The sequence below is a fragment of the Vineibacter terrae genome (assembly GCF_008039615.1).
In the GTDB taxonomy this organism is placed as follows: domain Bacteria; phylum Pseudomonadota; class Alphaproteobacteria; order Reyranellales; family Reyranellaceae; genus Vineibacter; species Vineibacter terrae.
On record NZ_VDUZ01000005.1, the window covers coordinates 45,145 to 65,080 of the forward strand.

17 protein-coding genes are annotated in these 19,936 nt (G+C 67.7%); 15 read left to right on the forward strand and 2 right to left on the reverse strand.

Annotated features, from left to right (window positions below; genetic code table 11):
• Window positions 1-13: 13 nt before the first annotated feature.
• The 6 genes from FHP25_RS05840 (at window position 14) to FHP25_RS05865 (ending at window position 10,005) form a co-directional block, all read left to right on the forward strand.
• Window positions 14-1,159, forward strand: coding sequence for a lipoate--protein ligase family protein (locus FHP25_RS05840; RefSeq protein ID WP_147845974.1), 1,146 nt, complete (start codon window positions 14-16; stop codon window positions 1,157-1,159).
• A gap of 265 nt (window positions 1,160-1,424) precedes the next feature.
• Window positions 1,425-2,816, forward strand: a complete 1,392-nt coding sequence (locus FHP25_RS05845; protein WP_147845975.1) for a selenium-binding family protein — start codon at window positions 1,425-1,427, stop codon at window positions 2,814-2,816.
• A 139-nt stretch (window positions 2,817-2,955) separates the two neighbouring features.
• Window positions 2,956-3,585, forward strand: a complete 630-nt coding sequence (locus FHP25_RS05850) for a hypothetical protein (protein WP_147845976.1) — start codon at window positions 2,956-2,958, stop codon at window positions 3,583-3,585.
• The gene (locus tag FHP25_RS05855; protein ID WP_147845977.1) at window positions 3,564-4,841 is read left to right on the forward strand and encodes a trypsin-like serine peptidase; all 1,278 of its coding nucleotides are present in this window, start codon (window positions 3,564-3,566) and stop codon (window positions 4,839-4,841) included. The genes FHP25_RS05850 and FHP25_RS05855 overlap by 22 nt, the downstream gene beginning before the upstream one ends.
• 9 nt (window positions 4,842-4,850) lie before the next feature.
• Window positions 4,851-6,743 (forward strand): S1 family peptidase, encoded by a 1,893-nt coding sequence (locus FHP25_RS05860; protein ID WP_147845978.1) that lies wholly within the window; start codon window positions 4,851-4,853, stop codon window positions 6,741-6,743.
• Between the two features lie 13 nt (window positions 6,744-6,756).
• On the forward strand, window positions 6,757-10,005 hold the full coding sequence (locus tag FHP25_RS05865) for an AAA family ATPase (RefSeq protein ID WP_231712224.1): 3,249 nt from the start codon (window positions 6,757-6,759) through the stop codon (window positions 10,003-10,005).
• Between the two features lie 76 nt (window positions 10,006-10,081).
• On the opposite strand, the gene FHP25_RS05870 is transcribed toward FHP25_RS05865, so the two are convergent.
• Window positions 10,082-10,972 carry an alpha/beta fold hydrolase gene (locus FHP25_RS05870; protein WP_147845980.1) on the reverse strand — a complete coding sequence of 297 codons (891 nt, stop codon included), beginning with the start codon at window positions 10,970-10,972 and terminating at the stop codon, window positions 10,082-10,084.
• Window positions 10,969-11,367: an ArsR/SmtB family transcription factor gene (locus FHP25_RS05875; protein ID WP_147845981.1), complete on the reverse strand. Its 399-nt coding sequence runs from the start codon at window positions 11,365-11,367 to the stop codon at window positions 10,969-10,971. The genes FHP25_RS05870 and FHP25_RS05875 overlap by 4 nt, the downstream gene beginning before the upstream one ends.
• A 97-nt stretch (window positions 11,368-11,464) precedes the next feature.
• Here FHP25_RS05875 and FHP25_RS05880 point away from each other — a divergent pair, with 97 nt between their 5' ends.
• The 9 genes from FHP25_RS05880 (at window position 11,465) to FHP25_RS05920 (ending at window position 19,783) form a co-directional block, all read left to right on the forward strand.
• A complete protein-coding gene (locus FHP25_RS05880) occupies window positions 11,465-11,854 on the forward strand; it encodes a thioredoxin domain-containing protein (RefSeq protein ID WP_218578211.1) in 390 nt (129 codons plus the stop codon).
• 147 nt (window positions 11,855-12,001) lie between these two features.
• A complete protein-coding gene (gene soxA / locus FHP25_RS05885) occupies window positions 12,002-13,225 on the forward strand; it encodes a sulfur oxidation c-type cytochrome SoxA (protein ID WP_218578212.1) in 1,224 nt (407 codons plus the stop codon).
• Window positions 13,226-13,236: 11 nt separating this feature from the next.
• Complete coding sequence (gene soxY / locus FHP25_RS05890; RefSeq protein WP_147845983.1) at window positions 13,237-13,704, forward strand: thiosulfate oxidation carrier protein SoxY; 468 nt, start codon at window positions 13,237-13,239, stop codon at window positions 13,702-13,704.
• A 24-nt stretch (window positions 13,705-13,728) separates the two neighbouring features.
• Window positions 13,729-14,058, forward strand: a complete 330-nt coding sequence (gene soxZ, locus FHP25_RS05895; protein WP_147845984.1) for a thiosulfate oxidation carrier complex protein SoxZ — start codon at window positions 13,729-13,731, stop codon at window positions 14,056-14,058.
• A 240-nt stretch (window positions 14,059-14,298) separates the two neighbouring features.
• Complete coding sequence (soxB, locus tag FHP25_RS05900; protein WP_147845985.1) at window positions 14,299-16,005, forward strand: thiosulfohydrolase SoxB; 1,707 nt, start codon at window positions 14,299-14,301, stop codon at window positions 16,003-16,005.
• Window positions 16,006-16,055: 50 nt separating this feature from the next.
• Window positions 16,056-17,333 (forward strand): sulfite dehydrogenase, encoded by a 1,278-nt coding sequence (gene soxC / locus FHP25_RS05905; protein ID WP_147846137.1) that lies wholly within the window; start codon window positions 16,056-16,058, stop codon window positions 17,331-17,333.
• Window positions 17,334-17,490: 157 nt separating this feature from the next.
• Entirely contained in the window at window positions 17,491-18,099 is a 609-nt protein-coding gene (locus tag FHP25_RS05910; RefSeq protein WP_218578213.1) for a c-type cytochrome, read from the forward strand.
• A gap of 95 nt (window positions 18,100-18,194) precedes the next feature.
• Window positions 18,195-18,497, forward strand: a complete 303-nt coding sequence (locus tag FHP25_RS05915) for a c-type cytochrome (protein WP_147845986.1) — start codon at window positions 18,195-18,197, stop codon at window positions 18,495-18,497.
• Between the two features lie 11 nt (window positions 18,498-18,508).
• Entirely contained in the window at window positions 18,509-19,783 is a 1,275-nt protein-coding gene (locus tag FHP25_RS05920) for an NAD(P)/FAD-dependent oxidoreductase (RefSeq protein WP_147845987.1), read from the forward strand.
• The last annotated feature ends 153 nt before the right edge of the window (window positions 19,784-19,936 follow it).

A 19,936-nucleotide genomic window follows, 5' to 3' on the forward strand; every position in this document is an offset into this window, starting at 1 on the left:
CAAGGGGGTCTCGATGGCAGATGCGGTGACGACAAGCGGGAGCCCCGACGGTGTGCGGCTCATCGATGCCGGGCGCACCTCACCGCTGCGGGCGCAGGCCCTGTACCATGGCATCGCCGATGCCATGGCGCCGGGCGATGCGCCGGTGATGGTGCTGGCCGAGCCCGACGCGCCGTTCGTCAGCGTCGGCGCCCACCAGGACGTTTCGCGCGAGGTCGATATCCAGGCCTGCGCCCGCAGCAACATGGCGGTGATACGCCGCGCCACCGGCGGCCCGGCGCTGACGCTGTCGCCCAACACCATGATGGTCCATTTCGTGCTGCCGCGCGGCCGGCCGGAAGCGGGCGGCAGCGCGGTCGTGCTCTACGGCCGCTTCACCGAGCCGCTGGTGCGGGCATGGCAGGCCTTCGGCGTGCCGGTGGAGCGCTGCGCCTGGGGCGGCATCGAGCTGGCGCGCTACCGCATCGGCGGTGTGCAGGCGGGCGTGGTCGGCAAGGCCGTCGTGGTCGGCGGCAGCCTGGTGACGGATTTCGACGCCGACACCGTCGTGCGCCAGGCGAGCCTGCCCTCCGATCAGATCCGGGCGCAGCTGCGCGATCTGATCCGCGAGCGGCTGGCGCAGGCCGGCCGGCCGGTCGACCGCGCCGCGGTACGGACCGCGCTGATGGCGGGCGTGGGCGACACGCTGGGCTGGACCTTGCAGGATTCGACGCTGCGCGAGGACGAGCAGGCCGCGATCGAGCGGCGCGAGACGCAGATGGCGCAGATGCGCCATATCTTTGCCGGCGGGCAGCGCATGGCCAACGCCGGCATGCGCGCCACCGGCGGCCTCAAGCTCGTGGACCTCGTGCGCCGCAGCGCCGGCGGCCTCGTGCGCCTGCGCCTGCTGGAGCGCGACGGCGTGATCGAGGATATCGAGATCACCGGCGAGCTCACGTCGCTGCCGGCCGACGGGCTCGACAAGCTGGCGGCGGGTCTCGTCGGGCTGCGGCGCGATGCACCCGATCTTGCGGTCCGCATCCATGACCGGATGGGCCGGTTCGGCCTGGAGCTGCCGGGCATCACCGCCGCCGAGATCGCGCTCGCCCTGAAGCCGGTGACGGTGCCGGCCGGGCGTCATCCGCTCGATGTGCTGTTCGGCACCAATCCGACATCGTGACCAAGGCACCCGCCGAAACCAGCGCACGAGCCGGCTGCCGCACGGCGCCACAAGAAGCGATCGCAAGAAGGGGCGGCATGCCGTAAGCTGAGGCCATCAGCGCGGCGTCGTGTGGCGCCGGGTCGTGCCGATGACAGCAGGCAGCTCCCGGCGCAGCGTGCATACCGGTACGACAGCCCGGACGACGGCGTGCGCGATCGTGCCGCCGGTCCGACTGGACGAAGCAACGACCTCACTGCCCATTCCGAGGGAAAGGAGAGTCGCCGTGGCGACCTGGACACCCGACCCGAGCTTCTATCCGTCACCACGCATGGCCATGAAGGCCGCGCCGGAGACACTGGCCTACGTGGCTGCCTTCGATCCTGATCGCAAGCAGCCCGACGCGATCGCCGTGGTCGATGTCGACCCCGCATCGTCGAGCTACGGCAGCATCGTCGGCAACACGCCGATGCCCAATGTCGGCGACGAGCTGCATCATTTCGGCTGGAATGCCTGCTCGTCCAGCCTGTGCCCGAACGCGCCGCATCCGCACATGGAACGGCGCTACCTCGTGGTGCCCGGGCTGCGCTCCTCGCGCATCCATATCCTCGACACCAGGCCCGACCCGCGCAAGCCGGCCATCGTCAAGGTGATCGAGCCGGCCGAGGTCGCGGAGCGCGCCGGCTACACCCGCCCCCACACCGTGCATTGCGGTCCCGAGGGCATCTATGTCGCGGCGCTGGGCAACCGCGAGGGCAAGGGGCCGGGCGGCATCTTCCTGATGGATCACGAGAGCTTCGACGTCCGCGGCCAATGGGAGATGGATCGCGGTCCGCAGCATTTCGCCTACGACGCCTGGTGGCATCTGGGCCATGACACGATGGTCACCAGCGAGTGGGGCACGCCAGACACGTTCGAGAACGGGCTGATCCCCGAGGTCCTGCTGGGTGCCAGGTACGGCCGCCGCCTGCACTTCTGGGACCTCAACAAGCGCAAGCACCTGCAGACCATCGACTTCGGCGACAAGCACCAGCTCGTCTTCGAGCTGCGGCCGGCGCATGACCCCACCAAGGCCTACGGCTTCGTCAATTGCGTGATCAGCCTGGAGAACCTGTCGTCGTCGATCTGGACCTGGTATCGCGACGGCGACAAGTGGGCGGTCAAGAAGGTGATCGAGATCCCGGCCGAGCCGGCGAGCGAGGATGACCTGCCGCCGGTGCTCAAGGGCTTCAAGGCATGCCCGCCGCTGGTCACCGATATCGACCTGTCGATGGATGACAAGTTCCTCTACGTCGCCTGCTGGGGCACCGGCGACCTGCAGCAATACGACGTGTCCGACCCGTTCAACCCCAAGCTCACCGGCAAGGTGCGCATCGGCGGCATCGTCTCCCGCGCCGCGCATCCGTCGGGGGCCGGTCCGCTCAACGGCGGCCCGCAGATGGTGGAGATCAGCCGCGACGGGCGGCGCGTCTATTTCACCAACTCGCTCTACGGCGCCATCGACCCGCAATTCTATCCCGACGGCATCGAGGGCTGGATGGTCAAGCTCGACGCGGATCCGTCCGGCGGCATCGCCTTCGACCCGAAGTTCTTCGTCAAGTGGCCGAAGTCGCACCGGCCGCACCAGGTCCGCCTCGAGGGCGGCGACTGCTCGTCCGATTCGTACTGCTATCCGTAGACCCTCTCCCGCAAGCGGGAGAGGGAGGGGCCCACGCGAAGCGTGGGAGGGTGAGGGCGAACAATCGAGGCGCCGTGCGTGAAGCCCTCACCCGCCGCTGCGCGGCGACCTCTCCCGCTCGCGGGAGAGGTGAATAGCCATGACCGACCCCTGGCCTTGGCTGACCCTGGCCGGGTTGGGCGCCTTCCATGGCCTCAATCCGGCCATGGGCTGGCTGTTCGCGGTGGCGCTGGGCCTGCACCGCCAGGACCGCCGTCTCGTCTGGCTGTCGCTGCTGCCGATCGCGCTGGGCCATGCCCTGTCGGTCGCCGCCATGGCCATGGTCTTCGTGTCGGCCGGCGTCATGGTGCCGCCGCGCGCGGTGCGCATTGCCGCCGGCCTCGCCCTGATCAGCTGGGCGTTCTACCACTGGCGCTACGGCGCGCGTCATCGCGTGCGCGTCGGCATGCGCACCGGCATGGCGGGTCTGGTGCTGTGGTCGTTCCTCATGGCGACCGGTCATGGCGCCGGCCTGATGCTGTGGCCGGTGCTGATGCCGCTGTGCTTTCCCGACGGCGCGCCAGCGCCCGGCGCTGCCGGGCCGATCGTGACCGCGCTCATCGGCGTGGGCGTGCATACGCTGTCGATGCTGGTGGTGACGGGGCTCATCGCGGTCACGGTCTATGCCTGGCTCGGCCTGTCCATCCTGCGCAGCGCCTGGATCAACCTTGACCTCATGTGGACCGTGGCCCTCGCCGCCGCCGGCGGATGGCTTTTGCTGGCCGGTTGAAATGTGATGGTACAATACTCGCCGACCTCTTGCGCCAGCAGGTCATCTGCGAGATCATGTCAAGGGGACAAGAATACGTACTTGGGGAGGCTGGGATGAGAAAGTCACAGCCAAATAAGAAGGCGCCTCGGGGATCCAGGGGGAAGAGACCGGATATCCTCGGCGCGAGGACAACATCAAAAGGTCTCGGTGCCGGGGAGCGCTTCTATGCGCTCGGCGGATTCACCGGCCGGATGGAGTCGCTGCAGGAGGGCACCGCAGCCGGTGCGCCGAAGGTGCCGGATGCCGAGGACATCGCACGCATGGCCGGTGCCCTCAGCACGGCGGCGCGGGAGGATCCGGGCGCCTTCGGCGTCCTGTCCGAACGGCCCAGCGAGGGCGACCTGCGCGAGCTGCTCAGCGACACCTTCACGGCGCTGCGGCAGCAGGGACCGAAGGCGCCGCTGTCGGCGCCGCAGCGCAGCGCGCTGGAGGCGATCATCCGCCTGAGGGGGCGACCGGCGCTGCTCGTGCGGGACGATACCTTCGTCGTTCCCGAGGGTGCCTGGGAGATGTTGGCGCCCTTCCGCCCCGATATGTCTACCGTCCTCAAAAGCGTGTGCCGCATCGAGATCGCGGAAGGCTATCCGGAGCTGCCCTACGCCGGCACCGGCTTCGTCATTGGAAAGAACCTGGTCATGACCAACGCGCATGTCGCGGAGGTGTTCGCGGCCAAGGCGGCCGGGGGGTGGCGGATCAAGCCTTCGATGAAGATCATGATCGACTTCAAGGAGGAGTTCGGGTCCGCCGCGCGCGCGGAATTCCCGATCGTGGAGATCGTCGGCATCCACAAGACGCTTGATCTGGCGCTGCTGAAGGCAAACCCGAGAGGCACGCCGGGTCACGCCTTCCCCAAGCCGCTGAGCGTGCAAAAGGATTCGGGCTTCGTGGCTGCCGGCAACAACGTCTACACCGCCGGCTATCCCGCTTCGGATTCGAGCCGCAATGATCCCACCCAGATGCATCGCATCTATGGCGGGATCTACGAGAAGAAGCGCCTGTCGCCAGGGCGGATCATGGCTGCCAGTGTCGCGAACAAGGATCTGTCGCACGACTGCTCGACGCTGGGCGGCAATTCCGGGTCGTGCGTTGCCGATCTGGCGACACACACCGTCGTCGGCCTGCATCACGGCGGCCGCTACCGGGAGGCGAACCATGCGGTTCTGCTGCCCACCCTGGTCAACGACCCGATGCTGGCGGCGGTGAATTTCAGGTAGGCGGCTGTCATGGCTGACGATGGCGCGTTACCACCAGCGGAGATCACGCCCGCCGAGCGAGAGCGCAAGATTCTGGCCTATGTGGCGGAGGAATGCCTGAAGTTCGAAGGGCTGCGCCAGATGTTGATGAATCAGGGCGCCGACGATCCGGTCGCCTTTCGCGGCGCAGACCGCAGCGTCGAGGGCGCCGTGCTGGCGCTGCTTGATCCGGCACGAACCTCCGCGGCGGTCAATCTTGCGCGAATCGCCTTGTACGAAGGCCTTTTCTACCACCGTGAGATCGGGAAGCTGCGGTTTGGCCTCAATGAGGTGATCGATCGGAACGATCAGGATGCGATGCAGGCCATGCAGGCGCGCGACGATATCTTTGCGCGCTGGGCCGAGTTCGCCGAGGGCATGTCGCGGGTTGGCCCGGCGATCTGCAAGATCCGCGTCAAGGGGACCGACAAGGGGACCGGATTCCTGGTCAGTGACCAGCATGTGCTCACCGCTCATCACACGGTCGGATCCTTGATCGACACGAACGGCGTCGCGAAGCCCGGCAGCGATCTGCAGATGGAGTTCGTCTTCGACGACATCGTACTGGCGGGCAAGCCCATCGGGGCTTTTCGCACGATCGTGCACGCCGCGAAGGATTGGCTCGAATTGTCGTCGGTCAGGGACGACGATGAAGACAAGCCTACGGGGCCATTGCCCCAGATCACGCCGGGCCGCCTCGACTTCGCGCTGATCAAGCTGGCGAAGCCGATCGGCAAGATTCCGCCCAGGTACCGCAGGAACTCGCCGCGCGGCTCGATCGACCTTGCCAACCTGGCGACGCCAGCCCAGAGCGGCACCCAGATGCTGATCGCGCATCATCCGGGCGGCGCCGATCTGCGCCTGTCCGTGGGGCTGGTTCATACCTTTTCCAATTGCCGGCAGCGCATCCGGTACAAGACGCCCACTGTTCACGGTTCCTCCGGCGCGCCTTGCTTCTCGGTCGATTGGAGACCTCAGGCGCTGCACAATGCCGGTTATGACGCGGCACGGGTCAATCAGGGGATACCCGTGGCGCTGATCCAGGCAGCGATCACCGGTGCCGGCGGCGGCCGCAACGTACTTGCGCCGAAGCCTGCCTTCCTGTCGCCGGTGACGGCCGAGAACAAGCCGATTCTTGGCCGGCAGGATCTCGCCGAGCGCATCGAGGCGATGATCGACGGTAGCAGCGATCTGACGACGATCACCGTCACCGGCGCGACGGGTTCGGGCAAGACGTTCACAGGCGAGCTGGTGCGCAGCCTGGCCATGAGCCGTGGCCAGCAGGCATTCCTGTTCGACGCGGAAAAATTCGCAGGCGACACGCCGGAGAAATTCGCGCGGCGCCTCGTCAACGAGATATCGGGGCACGTCGATGCCGAGCCGCCGCCGGCCCCGGACAGTCGCCAGCGCGCGCGCTGGATCACCCTCAAGCTCAGCGAGTGGACCCAGGGCTTGCTGGCCGTGGACTCCGGCGGGGCGCCGGCGCGACGGACGTTGTGGCTGATCTTCGACGGGCTCGATGTCGTGCAGTTTGCACAGGAGACGCATGACCTGCTCGTCGCCATGATCGCTGGCGACGAATCGGGGCCGGCTCAGCCGCTGCGTTACGTGCTGCTGGGCTATGGCGGCGATCTGGCGAGCGTTCAGCCCGAGCGCATCTGGCGCAGCGACCTCAATTTGCTATCGGGGACTGCCGTGGCGCCGTTCATGGCGCATGTGCGCGATGCGCTTGGCAAGCCGCTGGATGATCAGTTGCGCGAAGCGAGCGCCTATGTCGAGCAGGCGAGGGACCTCGGTATCACCTCCGTGTCCCATCTGGCGAAGGCGCTGGAAAGATGGGCCGCGCGCCGCCGCAAGGGGGCGGATGCCGCCGGCGAGGAGTAGGGCCTTGGCGAACGTGCCGAATCCGGCGCCGATGATCCCCGAAGACGATCTTGCCGATCTGCGGGAGATCGCCCGGGCATCGCGCGCACCTGCGCCCGACGTCGGCTGGCGCAGCGTTGGATCATCGACCTACCAGAAGATCCTGAAGACGGCTGCGTTTCTGGGCCGGTTCGAGCCGGCGCGCCTGTTTCCCGATGCCGGCGTGGCCGACCTCCGGCAGCTGCTGAACGTCTGCAATGTCGCGGCCGAAGGTGACACGACGCAGTGGATCCTGAAGGCGGACGAGCGCCGAAAGATATTCGCCGACGTGGCGACCACGGTCGATGGGCTGCGCGCCGGGGTCGACGAGGCGCAGCAGCAGCTCCAGGCCCTGGGTGCGTCGGCCGGCGATGCCCTCAGCCAGGCCCTGGCCAGCCTCGCAAGCGGGGCGCGCATCGATCCCGCGGTCGCCAGCCGCGAAGCCCTGGCGGCCTACAGGTCCGTGCTGGGGTGGCTTCCGGAAGCATCGAGCCTGCCCGTCAGTCCACGCGCCGAGCTGCGCCGGATCGAGCTCGAGGAGCTGCTCGAGGCGTTCCGTTTCCTGACGGGTTACGATCCACAGACCGGCCGGGATCTCTTTGTCGGCCGCGACAAGGAACTGCGGGATCTGCGGGTGTTTGCCGACGTTCTGGAGTCGGAGGGCATCGGCGAGTCCATCCGCCGCGCCGTGCGGCGCGTGGCCGGTCGTCGACCGGCAACGATGATCCTGAGCGGGGTCGGTGGCATCGGCAAATCGACTCTGCTGGCGAAGTTCATCCTGCAGCACGTGCAGCCGGACGCCGGGCAGCAGATGTGGTTCGCCTATCTCGACTTCGACCGCTCGACGGTCACGGCAGCTCAACCTGGCACGCTGCTTCTGGAGATCGTGCGGCAGCTGAGCTGGCAATTGCCGGCGGGCCATGACGATCTGCGGCAGCTGCGCGCCCAGGTCCGCGAATGGATGGAGCAACGGCAACGCGCGGCAGGCAGCACGGCGAGCGAAAGCGGGACGGCATCTCGGCAGGCGGCCGCCATGCATGACGCCCGGATTCCTCCCGACCTGCTGCCGCCTCAGGTCCTCTATTCATTCCTGAGCGGGCTTTCACGGCAGATCACGTCCAGCGACGCGCCCGACCTGCCGCTGCTCCTGGTGTTCGACACGCTCGAAGAAGCCCAGGCTCTGGGAGATGAGGCGGTTCGCCGGCTTCAGGGATTCATCGAAGCCGTCCACGCCGCCATGCCCCAGACGCGGGTTCTGATCGCCGGTCGCGACGACGCCAAGGGCTTTTTCACGACCGCGGCGCGGCACACCCTGGAAGAATTCGCGGATCGCGCCAGTCGCCAGTCCTTCCTCGAGCGACGCGGCGTCAGCCCATCCATCTCGGCCCAGGTCGCGGACGAAGTCGGCGGTCGTCCGCTCGCCTTGCTGCTGGCGGCACGGCTGGTGCGGGAGAAGGGTGCCGACGCGGCGAGCGTGAGCTTCGTGGACACGCTGAGGGGCCTCTTCAGGAAGCGGCTGATCGAAGGGATACTGTATGGGCGGATTCTCGATCACGTCGCCAAGGATCTGCGGGACCTTGTGCACCCCGGCCTGGTGTTGCGCCGTATCGATCACGACGTCGTACGCCAGGTCATGCTGCCCGTCCTCGGACACCCCGACCTTTCCGACGACCGGATCGCGGCAATCCTCGATGTGCTTCGCCGCCAGAAGGATCTCGTAAGGGTCGAGCCCGACGGAAGCGTGCGCCACCGCGCCGACATCCGCGGCCAGATGCTGGAGCTGATGCGCGAGGAAAAGCCACGGGAAACGGAGGCGCTGCATCGCGCCGCAGCCGACTACTACCTCAGGCGGCAGGCTGATCCGGCGAACGCCGCCACAGCCGAGCGCGATCGCGTCGAGGAGCTGTATCACCGGCTCGCCGCCGGGCTCGACCTCGACACAATTCCGGGACGATGGACCTCCCGAGCGCGGTTGGATCTGGCGTCGGCAGTCGACGAAATCGCCCATGTCGGAGGTCGGGGAACGCTCAAGGTGATGCTTGATCGCAGTCCGACGGATGAAGAGGGGCGCGCGCTGCCAGTGAGCCTGCGGCGGGAATGGGCGATCCGCACGATCAAAGCGTCGCTGTCAGCCGATGAGCCGGAGAGGGCACTGGCCGTGCTATCGGAAAGCGGCGACCTTCTTCCAGACGACAAGCGCCTTCTCCTGGAGCGTCGGACATTTGATCGGGCCGGCAAATGGGACCAGGCAAGAAACCTCAAAGGCTGGCGCTCGCACACAAACCCCCGAGATTGGGGCATCATGTCGATCCCCGTGAAGTCAGCGCAAGGGGCCTGGTTATTGCCCCTGGAAGATTGGGGCATGTCGGTCCTTGAGGCGGCTGATTTCGTTGAGCGCGTTGTCGACGAGCCGGAAAAGTGGAGCGAGCTGGCGAGATTCCTGTCCGAGCTCGCGGTAGAGGGCGTGCCGTGGCGTCCGGGCGAATTGCTGGCCATCGTCCGGTTGCAGGCGCGACTGGCGCGAGGCGGCCTTCGCCGTGCATCGGCTGATGACGTCACGCGCGGTTGGTACGACGATCGGCCATGGCCGATCACGGCGACGCCGACCAACGACCAGTTCTGGTTCATCACCTTGACGGATGAAGTCGATCGGACAGGGTTCGCGATTTGTGACGGCATGCCGATGATCGAGGTGATGCGAAACCAGGTCAGGTTCCTTGGCCGCCTGCTCGATGACGCGCGGCAATCGACGCCGGTTCTGATGGCCGCGCGCAGCATCTGCGAAGTGATGGAGAAGGAGACCCGCATCTTCCGGCACGTGGCCCGGAGGATCGGCATACCGGAGACGGACATCGGCCCCGCCGAGTCGCTGGTTCTGCGGCATGTCATGCGCCCGGCGACACCGCAATGGTACGTGCCCCTGGCCTGCGCCCTGCGGCGAGACTGGCGGCAATCGATACCGGTATCGGCTCTCTACGACTCGGAAATGCCCACCCTGCCGTTCGAGCCGGCGTCGTCGTGCGGAACCACGAAGTCGCTGGCCGATCTGTTCGCCCAATTCGACGGCCTGGGCGTGCTTCACATCGTGCTGGGACGCTTCACGGCGCGGACGAGGCTGTCCGATGGCGACTTCCGGCGGCTGGTGTCCGCCTACGGCAGGTGGCGGGCCGATCTTTTCGCCGACATCGACGGTCTGATCGACCCGCTGCTTCCGCCGGTGCCGCGCTCGAGGCCCCGCGCTTGATAGACGCCAAGCCAGAGGCCCGTCCGAAGGATGCACTTTTGGAGCCGTTGAGATCACGTCTTGGAGGGCCCGAAGCCTACTCCTTCACGAACGCTGCCACTGCGTCGGCGAGATCGTCGCCGTACAGGTCGCGGAACTGGTGGTCGGCGCCGTCGACGTTGACCACACGCACCCGGCCCGGCACGGCCTGCACGCGATCGAGGCCGCGCACGACTTCGTCGTTGCCGGCGATCACCACCAGGGCCGGCTGGTTGAGGCGGGCGAGCAGGGTCGGCGTGTCGTGGCGTTCCGGCACGGTGTAGGTATCGATGAACGTGCGCGGGGCAACGGCGGCGTCGCGGCAGGAGAGGAAGCCGATCGGACGCAGCAGCGCATCCGGCGTCGCGGCGAGGCCGGCCGCCCCTGTCAGCAGCGGTGCCAGCGGTAGGCCAAACGCCTTCTCGTAGCCCGTCGCGATCGCGGCGGAATCGAATGTCGCCGGCGCGATCAGCAGCAGGCGCCGTATGTCCGGCGCCGCGCCCGTGGCGGCGGCATAGGCGGCCTGCGCGCCGCCGCGCGAATGGCCGGCGAGATCGACCTGCGCGGCGCCGCGCTCCCTGGCCCAAAGCGTCCAGGCGCCGATCTCGCCGGCGGTGGCGTCGAGCATGTGGCGATGCGGCGTGGCGCAATCATAGGGCCCGCGGCGGTCGTCGATCCCCAGCGACAGCGTGATCGCAAGGCTGCCGACGCCGCGCTCGGCCAGGCCCTTCTGCAGCGCCGCCATGATCTCCATGCGGCCATGCATCAGCGTGCCGTGCACCAGCACCACAAGCCCGTCCCGCACATCACCGCCTTGCGGCAGCGTCAGGTCGGCATTCAGCGTCCGGCCATCGTGCCGGATCTGCACCGGCTCGGCGCAGGCCTGCGGGCCGGCCAGCGTCAGCACCGCCACCAGCGCAGCAAGCCATCCAGGAAGACGTGTGCTCAACCGGACCGCGCGGCTCCTGCCGCGCTCCTTGCCTTAACCGACAAGCCCTGAGCACGCCGGGAGCCGCGCGGTCTGCTCGCGGCCTGGCGTGGCGGGCAGAAGATCGCCGCCAGGGTCTCGAGCAGGCGCGCCGCCGCGGGATCGGCAACCCGGTAGTAGACCGATTGCGCGTCGCGCCTTGCGGCGACGATGCCCAGGCCGCGCAGCCGCGCCAGGTGCTGCGACAAGGCTGATTGGCCGAGGCCGACCTCGGCCGCCAGCGCGCCCACCGAGCGCTCGCCATTGGCCAGGGCGCACAGCACCATCAGGCGCCGCTGGTTGGCCAGCGCCTTGAGAAGCTGCGCCGCGTTCGCGGCGCTGCGTTCGAATTGCTTCCTGTCGACGCCTTCAAGCATCTGTGCGCGATCGTGCCGGCTTTGCCGTTGCAAAGCACTTTAGGGATTTCTAATATAAGCGACAATTGGAATTGCACGATGGCGAGGGAACGTCGGCATGATCGGTCGGTTCGGCCGCGCAGTGCTGGGGACTGTGGTCGCGGCCACCATGCTGATGGCCGGTGCCGCCATGGCCATGGCGGCTGAGCTGGTGATGTTCCATTCCCGCAGCTGCCCGTGGTGCGCGGCCTGGGACCGCGACATCGGACCGGTGTACGGCAAGACCCCCGAAGGACGCCTGTTGACGCTGCGGCGCGTCGATGCCGATCGCAGCACGGATGGCGGCGTGCGCCTGTCCAGGCCGGTCGATGTCACGCCCACCTTCGTGATCGTGGCCTGCGGCCGCGAGGTGGGCCGCATCACAGGCTACCCCGGCGAGGATCACTTCTGGGGCCTGCTGGGCATCGAGATCGAGCGGCTTCGGACCACGCTTGCAACGAAGTGCTAGAACAGCGCGGGACGAACGGGCCCGCGAAGAGGGGAAGCGCCTGTGATGCGGATCAAGGTAAGACGGCCGTGGCCGGCCGCGTTGAAGGGGAGCAGAAGCGAGGTTGGGGATGGTCGCGGCGCCCTGTCATTATGCCTTGCAGCCTCCGTGATCGCCCTGCTCGTGGCGCCGGCCACCGTTGCGGTGGCTCAGACCAGGGCCCCGGCGCCGCTGCATCTGGAGGGGTCGGCGGCACCCGAGCCGTGGACCCGCTACCGTGGCTGGAACGCGGCGCGGTGGGATGACTACAACACCCTGGCCAGGCGCGACCTGACCAGGCCGCCGGGGCAGGAGATCGAGATCGCCACCGTCACGGGCGATCCGAAGAAGGGCCAGGAGCTGGCCTTCTCCCGTGCCCGCGGCGGCGGATGCCTGGCCTGCCATGTCATGGGCACGTCGAGCCAGGAAACGCCCGGCAGCTTCGCGCCCGACCTGTCGGAGATCGGTGCTGCCGGCCGCACCGACCAGTGGCTGTTCAACTACGTCTACGACGCGCGGGTCTACAACCCGCAGACATCGATGCCGCCATGGGGCGCGCACGGCTTCTACACCAAGGGCGAGGTCGGCGACATCGTTGCCTTCCTGAAGACGCTGAAGGCGCCGGCGACGTTCAAGGATGCGCTCGACGATCCCCAGAAGCGCAAGCAGCCGGTCGAGGACCGCGAGGCGCTCGATCCTTTCGTGAACCCCGCTGCCGAGCGCATCGAGGTCGGCGCGGCGCTGGCGGCGAAGCCAGTGGGCAACGGCAAGAGCTGCGTGTCGTGCCACGCCGACGCCAAGGCGGCGTTCGCCGGCTGGGCCACGTCGATGCCGCGGTGGGAGCCGCGCCTGAACAAGGTGCTAGGTGTCGAGGAGTTCATCTACCGCCATGCCAAGGCGACACTGGACGTCGACTGGCGCATGCAGAGCACCGCGAACACCGACCTGTCTGTCTACCTGCATTCGCTCTCCAACGGCCGTGAGATCCGTGTCGATGCCTCCAGCCCCGAGGCCAAGGCGGCGGTGGCGCGCGGCAAGACCCTGACCGAGACCAAGATCGGGCAGCTCAACTTCGCGTGCATCGACTGCCATACACAGGAGCATGGGGCCTTGAAATGGCTGCGCGGCCAGTGGCTGGGCGAATTCCGCGGCCAGCTCGACCATTTCCCGACCTGGCGCACCAGCCGCGGCACGGGCGAGACCTGGGACGTGCGCAAGCGCTTCCAGTGGTGCGCGGTGCAGGTGCGGGCCAATGAGCTGCCGCCTGATGCACCCGAATACGGTGATCTTGAGCTCTACCTGAAGAGCCTGAACCAGGGCCTCAAGCTCACCGCGCCGAACATCCGGCATTGAGAGGACGACCTATGACCAACGACTTGGCAATGAACCGCCGGCGCGTCCTGGTGGGCGCGTTGGGCATGACCGCCGCCGCGGCCCTCACGGCGATCGCGGCACGGCCGGCGGCGGCGACGCCCGAGACCGCCAAGCAGCTGCTGCAGACCCTGGCCAAGGGCGAGCCCAAGGAAGGCCGCGTGACCCTGAAGGCGCCGGAGATCGCCGAGAACGGCAATGCCGTGCCGGTCACGGTGTCGGTCGAGAGCCCGATGACCGACAAGGACCACGTCAAGGCCCTGCACATCGTCGCCGACGGCAACCCCAACCCGGGCGTGGCCTCGTTCTTCTTCACGCCGCTGGCGGGCAAGTGCGAGGTGCAGCTGCGCGTGCGCATGGCGCAGACCCAGAAGATCGTCTGCGTCGCGGAGATGAGCGACGGCACGCTGTGGAGCGCCGCGCGCGAGGTAAAGGTCACCATCGGCGGCTGCGGCGGCTGAGCACGGATACACCGGAGAACCATCATGGCCGACGACATCAAGCCCCGCATCCGCGTGCCGCAGAACCCCAAGAAGGGCGACGTGCTGGAGATCAAGACGCTGATCACCCACCCGATGGAATCGGGCCAGCGCAAGGACACGCAGGGCAACACCATCCCGCGGCGCATCGTCAACGCGATGGCCGTCACCTACAACGGCAAGCCGGTGTTCTCGGGCAAGCTGGAACCCGCGATCTCGGCCAACCCCTATCTGTCGTTCTTCGTGAAGGTCGAGGAGAGCGGCACGCTCGCCTTCGAATGGAAGGACGACGACGGCTCGGTCTACACCGCCGAGCAGAAGATCACGCTGGCCTGATGATCCTCCCCGATTTCTCCTCGCCCCGCGGGAGCGGGGAGAGGAAGGGGCCCATGCCGAAGGCATGGGAAGGTGAGGGGTAGGAACGTTCAAATCATGCGCCTGTATACCGGGTCCGGCCGGACGTACCCCTCACCCTCCCGCGCTGCGCGCGGGCCCCTCCCTCTCCCCGCTCCCGCGGGGAGAGGGTGTCGGGGATCAACGGCCGCCCCTGCCGAGGCGTGGGGGAGGGAGTGACCCATGCCCCATCTTTCGCGCCGTGACCTGATCCAGCTGGGGCTGGCCGCCGGCGTGCTCGGGGTGGGCGGCACGCGGGCGCTGGCACAGCAGCGCCTGACCCAGGCCGACCTGCTGGCCTTCGAGCCGCTGGGTCAGGTGACGCTGCTGCATTTCACCGACATCCACGCCCAGCTCGTGCCGCTGCATTTCCGCGAGCCGTCGGTCAATATCGGGGTCGGCGAGGTGACGGGCCTGCCGCCGCACCTCACGGGCCGGGCGCTGCTGCAGGCTTTCGGCGTGAAGGCCGGCTCGGCCGATGCCTACGCGCTGGCGTCGAGCGATTTCGCGGCGCTGGCAAGGAGCTACGGCCGCGTCGGCGGCCTGGACCGCATGGCCACGCTGGTGAAGGCGATCCGTGCCGAACGGCCGGGGCGCACCCTGCTGCTCGACGGCGGTGATACCTGGCAGGGATCGTACACGGCGCTCAAGACCGAGGGCGCCGACATGGTGCAGGCGATGAATGCGCTGGGCGTCGAGGCCATGACGGCGCATTGGGAGTTCACCTATGGTGCCGAGCGCGTCAGGACGTTGAAGGACAGCCTCACGTTCCCGTTCCTCGCCGGCAACGTGAAGGACACCGGCTTCGGCGATCCCGTGTTCGACGCCGATGCGGTGTTCGAGCGCGGCGGCGTGTCGATCGGCATCATCGGCCAGGCGTTTCCCTACACGCCCGTCGCCAACCCGCGCTGGATGATCCCGGAATGGTCGTTCGGCATCGAGGAGGACAGGATCCAGGCACGCGTCGAGGCGCTGCGCGCCAAGGACGTCGATCTCGTCGTGCTGCTGAGCCACAACGGCTTCGATGTCGATCGCAAGCTGGCGGCGCGCGTGCGCGGCATCGACGTGATCCTCACCGGCCACACGCATGACGCGCTGCCGCAGCCGGTGAAGGTCGGCGACTCGCTGCTGATCGCATCGGGCAGCCACGGCAAGTTCCTGTCGCGGCTGGATCTCGACGTGAAGGATCGCCGCGTCGCCGGCTGGCGCTACAGGCTGATCCCCGTCTTCGCCGATGTGATAGCGCCGGACGCCGACATGGCGCGCCAGATCGACGCGATCCGCGCGCCGCACAAGGCGTTGCTGTCGCAGGTGCTGGCGCGCACCGACTCGACGCTCTATCGGCGCGGCAATTTCGGCGGCACCATGGACGACCTGATCTGCCGCGCGCTGCTGGCCGAGCGCGATGCCGAGATCGCGCTGTCGCCGGGCTTCCGCTGGGGCGCCACGCTGCTGCCCGGCCAGGATATCACGGTCGAGGACGTCTACAACCAGACCGCCATCACCTATCCCGCCGCCTACCGCTCGGAGATGAAAGGCAGCTTCCTCAGGGAGATCCTCGAGGACGTCGCCGACAACCTGTTCAACCCCGATCCCTACTATCAGCAGGGCGGCGACATGGTGCGGGTCGGAGGCATGGCCTACGCCATCGATGTGGCGGCGCCGATGGGCAGCCGCATCAGCGACATGACGCTTCTGAAGACCGGCGAGAAGATCGACCCGGCCAGGACCTATATCGTCGCCGGCTGGGCATCGGTCAACGAAGGCACGCAAGGTCCGCCCGTGCACGACGTCGTGATGCTTCACCTGAAGGCCAACCCGGTCGTCAGGCTCGACGACACGCGTGCCGTGCATGTGATCGGTGCCGACACGCGCGGCATGACGGAGTGAGGGACATGGCGATCGATGATCGCAACGAAGTGGCGCGCCAGGTGGCCGCGATGCGTGTGGCGGCGCCGCCGTTGCGCAGCAGCCGCCGTGGCCTGCTGGCGGGTGTAGGCGCTGCCGCCGCGACGGCCGGCCTGCTGCATCCCAGGCTGGCGCTGGCCAAGGGCGGCGAGAACCTGCCGCCCAACGTGCCGGAATGGACCCGCATGCTGGGCGCGGGGGTCAGCGAGAAGCCCTACGGCAATCCCTCGCCGTTCGAGAAGCACGTCGTGCGGCGCAACGTCGAATGGCTCACCGCCACCGAGCAGTCGTCGGTGAGCTTCACGCCGCTGCCCGATCTGGAGGGCATCGTCACCCCCAGCGGGCTGTGCTTCGAGCGCCACCATGCCGGCGTGCCGGAGATTGATCCGCAGCAGCATCGGCTGATCATCCACGGCATGGTCGACCGGCCGCTGATCTTCACCATGGACGACCTGGTGCGCTTCCCGTCGGTGAGCCGCATCCTGTTCCTCGAATGCCCCGCCAATGGCGGCATGGAGTGGAAGGGCGCCCAGATGAACGGCTGCCAGTTCACCCACGGCATGGTGCATTGCTGCGAGTGGACCGGCGTGAAGCTGTCGACCCTGCTGGCGGAGGCCGGCGTGCGGCCCGAAGCCAAATGGATGCTGGTCGAAGGCGCCGACGGCGCGGTGATGACGCGCTCGATCCCGCTGGCCAAGGCGATGGACGACTGCATCGTGTGCTACGCCCAGAACGGCGAGCGTATCCGGCCCGAGCAAGGCTATCCCGTGCGCCTGATGGTGCCGGGCTGGGAAGGCAATGTGAATGTGAAGTGGCTGCGGCGCATCAAGCTGGGCGACCGGCCCTGGCAGCACCGCGAGGAGACGTCGAAGTACACCGACCTGATGCCCGACGGCAAGGCACGCCAGTTCACCTTCGTGCTCGACGCCAACTCCGTGGTGACCTTTCCCTGCCCGGAGAAGCCGCTGAAGTTCGGCAAGGGCTTCTACGAGATCCGCGGCCTGGCGTGGAGCGGTCGTGGCCGCATCAAGCGCGTGGACGTCTCGCTCGACGGCGGCGACAACTGGCAGAGCGCGCAGCTGCAGGAGCCGGTGCTGAGCCAGGCGTTGACGCGCTTCCGCCTGCCCTGGACCTGGGATGGCGCGCCGGCCCTGGTGCAAAGCCGCGCCATCGACGAGTCGGGCTATGTGCAGCCGACCATCGACCAGCTGCGCGCCGTGCGCGGCGTCAACTCGATCTATCACAAGAACGCGCAGCAGACCTGGCGGGTGAACCCCGACGGCACGGTGAACAATGTCCAGATTCTTTGATCCCTCCCCAGCGAGGCTGGGGAGGTGCCCCGAAGGGGCGGAGGGGAGCCGACGTGGTCCTAGTAACAAAGACCACGTCGGCTCCCCCTCCGGCCTTCGGCCCCCTCCCCCACTGCGTGGGGGAGGGAAGCTTCTCTGCGTTTCTGTGTCTCTGTGGTTGGCTTTCGCTACGGGCGAAGGTTATGCCCAGGTCTACGGCATCGGCCAACCCGCGACGATGGCGCAGATCCAGGGCTGGGACATCGACGTGCGAGGCGATGACGGGCTGGGCCTGCCGCCGGGCAAGGGCACCGTGAAGCAGGGCGAGGAGATCTACCTGTCGCAATGCGCCAGCTGCCACGGCGAGTTTGGCGAAGGCAACGGCCGCTGGCCTGAGCTGATGGGCGGCAACGGGACGCTGACCTCGGACGACCCGCGCAAGACCGTAGGCAGCTACTGGCCGTACGCGCCGACCCTGTTCGACTATGTGCGTCGCACGATGCCGTTCACCGCGCCGCAATCGCTGTCCAACGACGAGGTCTACGCGGTCACGGCCTATATCCTGCACCTCAACGACCTGCTGCCGGCCGACGCCGAGCTGGATGCGGCCGGGCTCAAGGCCATCCGCCTGCCCAACCGCGACGGCTTCATCGCCGAGGATCCACGCCCCGACACGAAGAGCGCCTCCGAGCCGTGCATGCGCGGCTGCCGCACGGCACCGCCCAGGATCACCAGCGACCTCGCCGAGCGCCTGGGCGTCACCCCGACGCGCACGCCGAAGGATTGATCCTCGGTAGCGGCCATCCCGCCGCTGGGCGGGAGGATGGATTGAGTGGTACAGTCGCGCGTTGGGGCAAGCAATGACGTCGGGGGAGGCAGGCAATGGGCATCCGTGTTCCAGCCATGGTGCTGGCCGTGTGGCTTCTGCCGTTGCAGGTATCGGCGCAGGCGACCGGTCCGTCGGGCCAGGCGATGGCGCAGACCTGCTACGTCTGCCACGGTCCGGCCGGCAAAAGCGACGGGCCGATCGCGTCCCTGGCCGGTCTGCCCAGGGACCACATCGTGCGCCAGATGGCCGACTTCAAGGCCGACCGGCGGCCCGGCACCATCATGAACCGCATCGCCAAAGGCTATAGCGACGAGCAGATCGCCGCGATCGCCGACTTCATCGCGACCTTGAAGTGAGGGAGGGGGCCATGACCACGACGCGCCGTTCCCTGCTGAAGACTGCCGGTGCCGCGGCCGGCCTGGGCGTGATCGGCATGCCGGCCCTGGCGCAAGGCGCTGCCGGCAAGATCGTCATCGTCGGCGCCGGCTTCGGCGGCGCCACGACGGCCCGCTACCTCAAGCGCGCCAACCCGGCGCTTGATGTGACCGTGGTCGAGCGCGACGACCGCTATGTCACCTGTCCGTTCTCGAACTACGTCATTGCCGGGTTTCGCAAGCTGGATGACCTGACGCACAGCTTCGACGGCCTGCGCAAGGCAGGCATCAAGGTGGTCAAGGGCGAAGCCACTGCCATCGACACGGCGACGCGGTCCGTGAGCCTGGGCGACGGCACCAAGCATGCCTACGACAGGCTGGTGGTATCGCCCGGCGTCGATCTCAGCTTCACCGGCGTGCCGGGCTACAGCGAGGCGGCGGCGGAGAAGATGCCGCATGCCTGGAAGGCAGGGCCGCAGACCCTGCTGCTGCGCCGCCAGCTCGAGGCGATGCCCGACGGCGGCACCTTTATCCTGTGCGCGCCGGCCAACCCGTTCCGCTGCCCGCCCGGACCCTACGAGCGCGTCAGCGTCGTGGCCTGGTACCTCAAGACCAGCAAGCCGAAATCGAAGATCCTGGTGCTCGACGCCAAGGATGTCTTTTCGAAGCAGGGCCTGTTCCAGGCAGCCTGGGAGAGCGAGTTCCCGGGCATGGTGACGTGGATCGCCGGCAAGGATGGCGGCAAGGTCGAGAGCGTCGATCCCGCATCCATGACGGTGAAATCGGGCTTCGGCAGCGAGACCGGCGCCGTGATCAACGTCATCCCGCCGCAGCGCGCCGGCGCCATTGCGCACGCCGCGGGCCTCGTGGGCGACAACGGCTGGTGTCCGGTCGATCCCATGACCTTCGCCTCGACCAGGGCGGCGAATGTCTATGTCGTCGGCGATGCCGCCGTGGCCGGCGCCATGCCCAAATCAGGGTCGTCGGCCAACACGCAGGGCAAGGTCGTGGCGGCGGCGATCGTGGCAAGCCTGGCGGGCAGGACGCCCGGCGCGCCGGCGCTGTTCAACATCTGCTACAGCTTGGTGACGCCCGAATACGGCATCTCGACCACGGACGTGTACCAGGTGAGCGACAAGGGCATCACCACGACCCCGAACGCCGGTGGTGTCAGCGTCAGGACGCCGACCACGCTCAACGAGCGCAAGCTTGAAGCTGAATACACGGTCAACTGGTACAAGAGCATCACGGCCGATGTCTGGGCCTAGGTGCCAAATTTGTCACGATCCATCAGAAACGCGTCAGTAAGCAATAAATTGACGTGTTTCTGGCATGTAGACGCAGCTTCCTCATCTTCTTGACTAAATGCTGCAGCGCGGTGGCGCCAAGTTGGTCACCGCCGGTGGGCAGTGGGTCGTGCT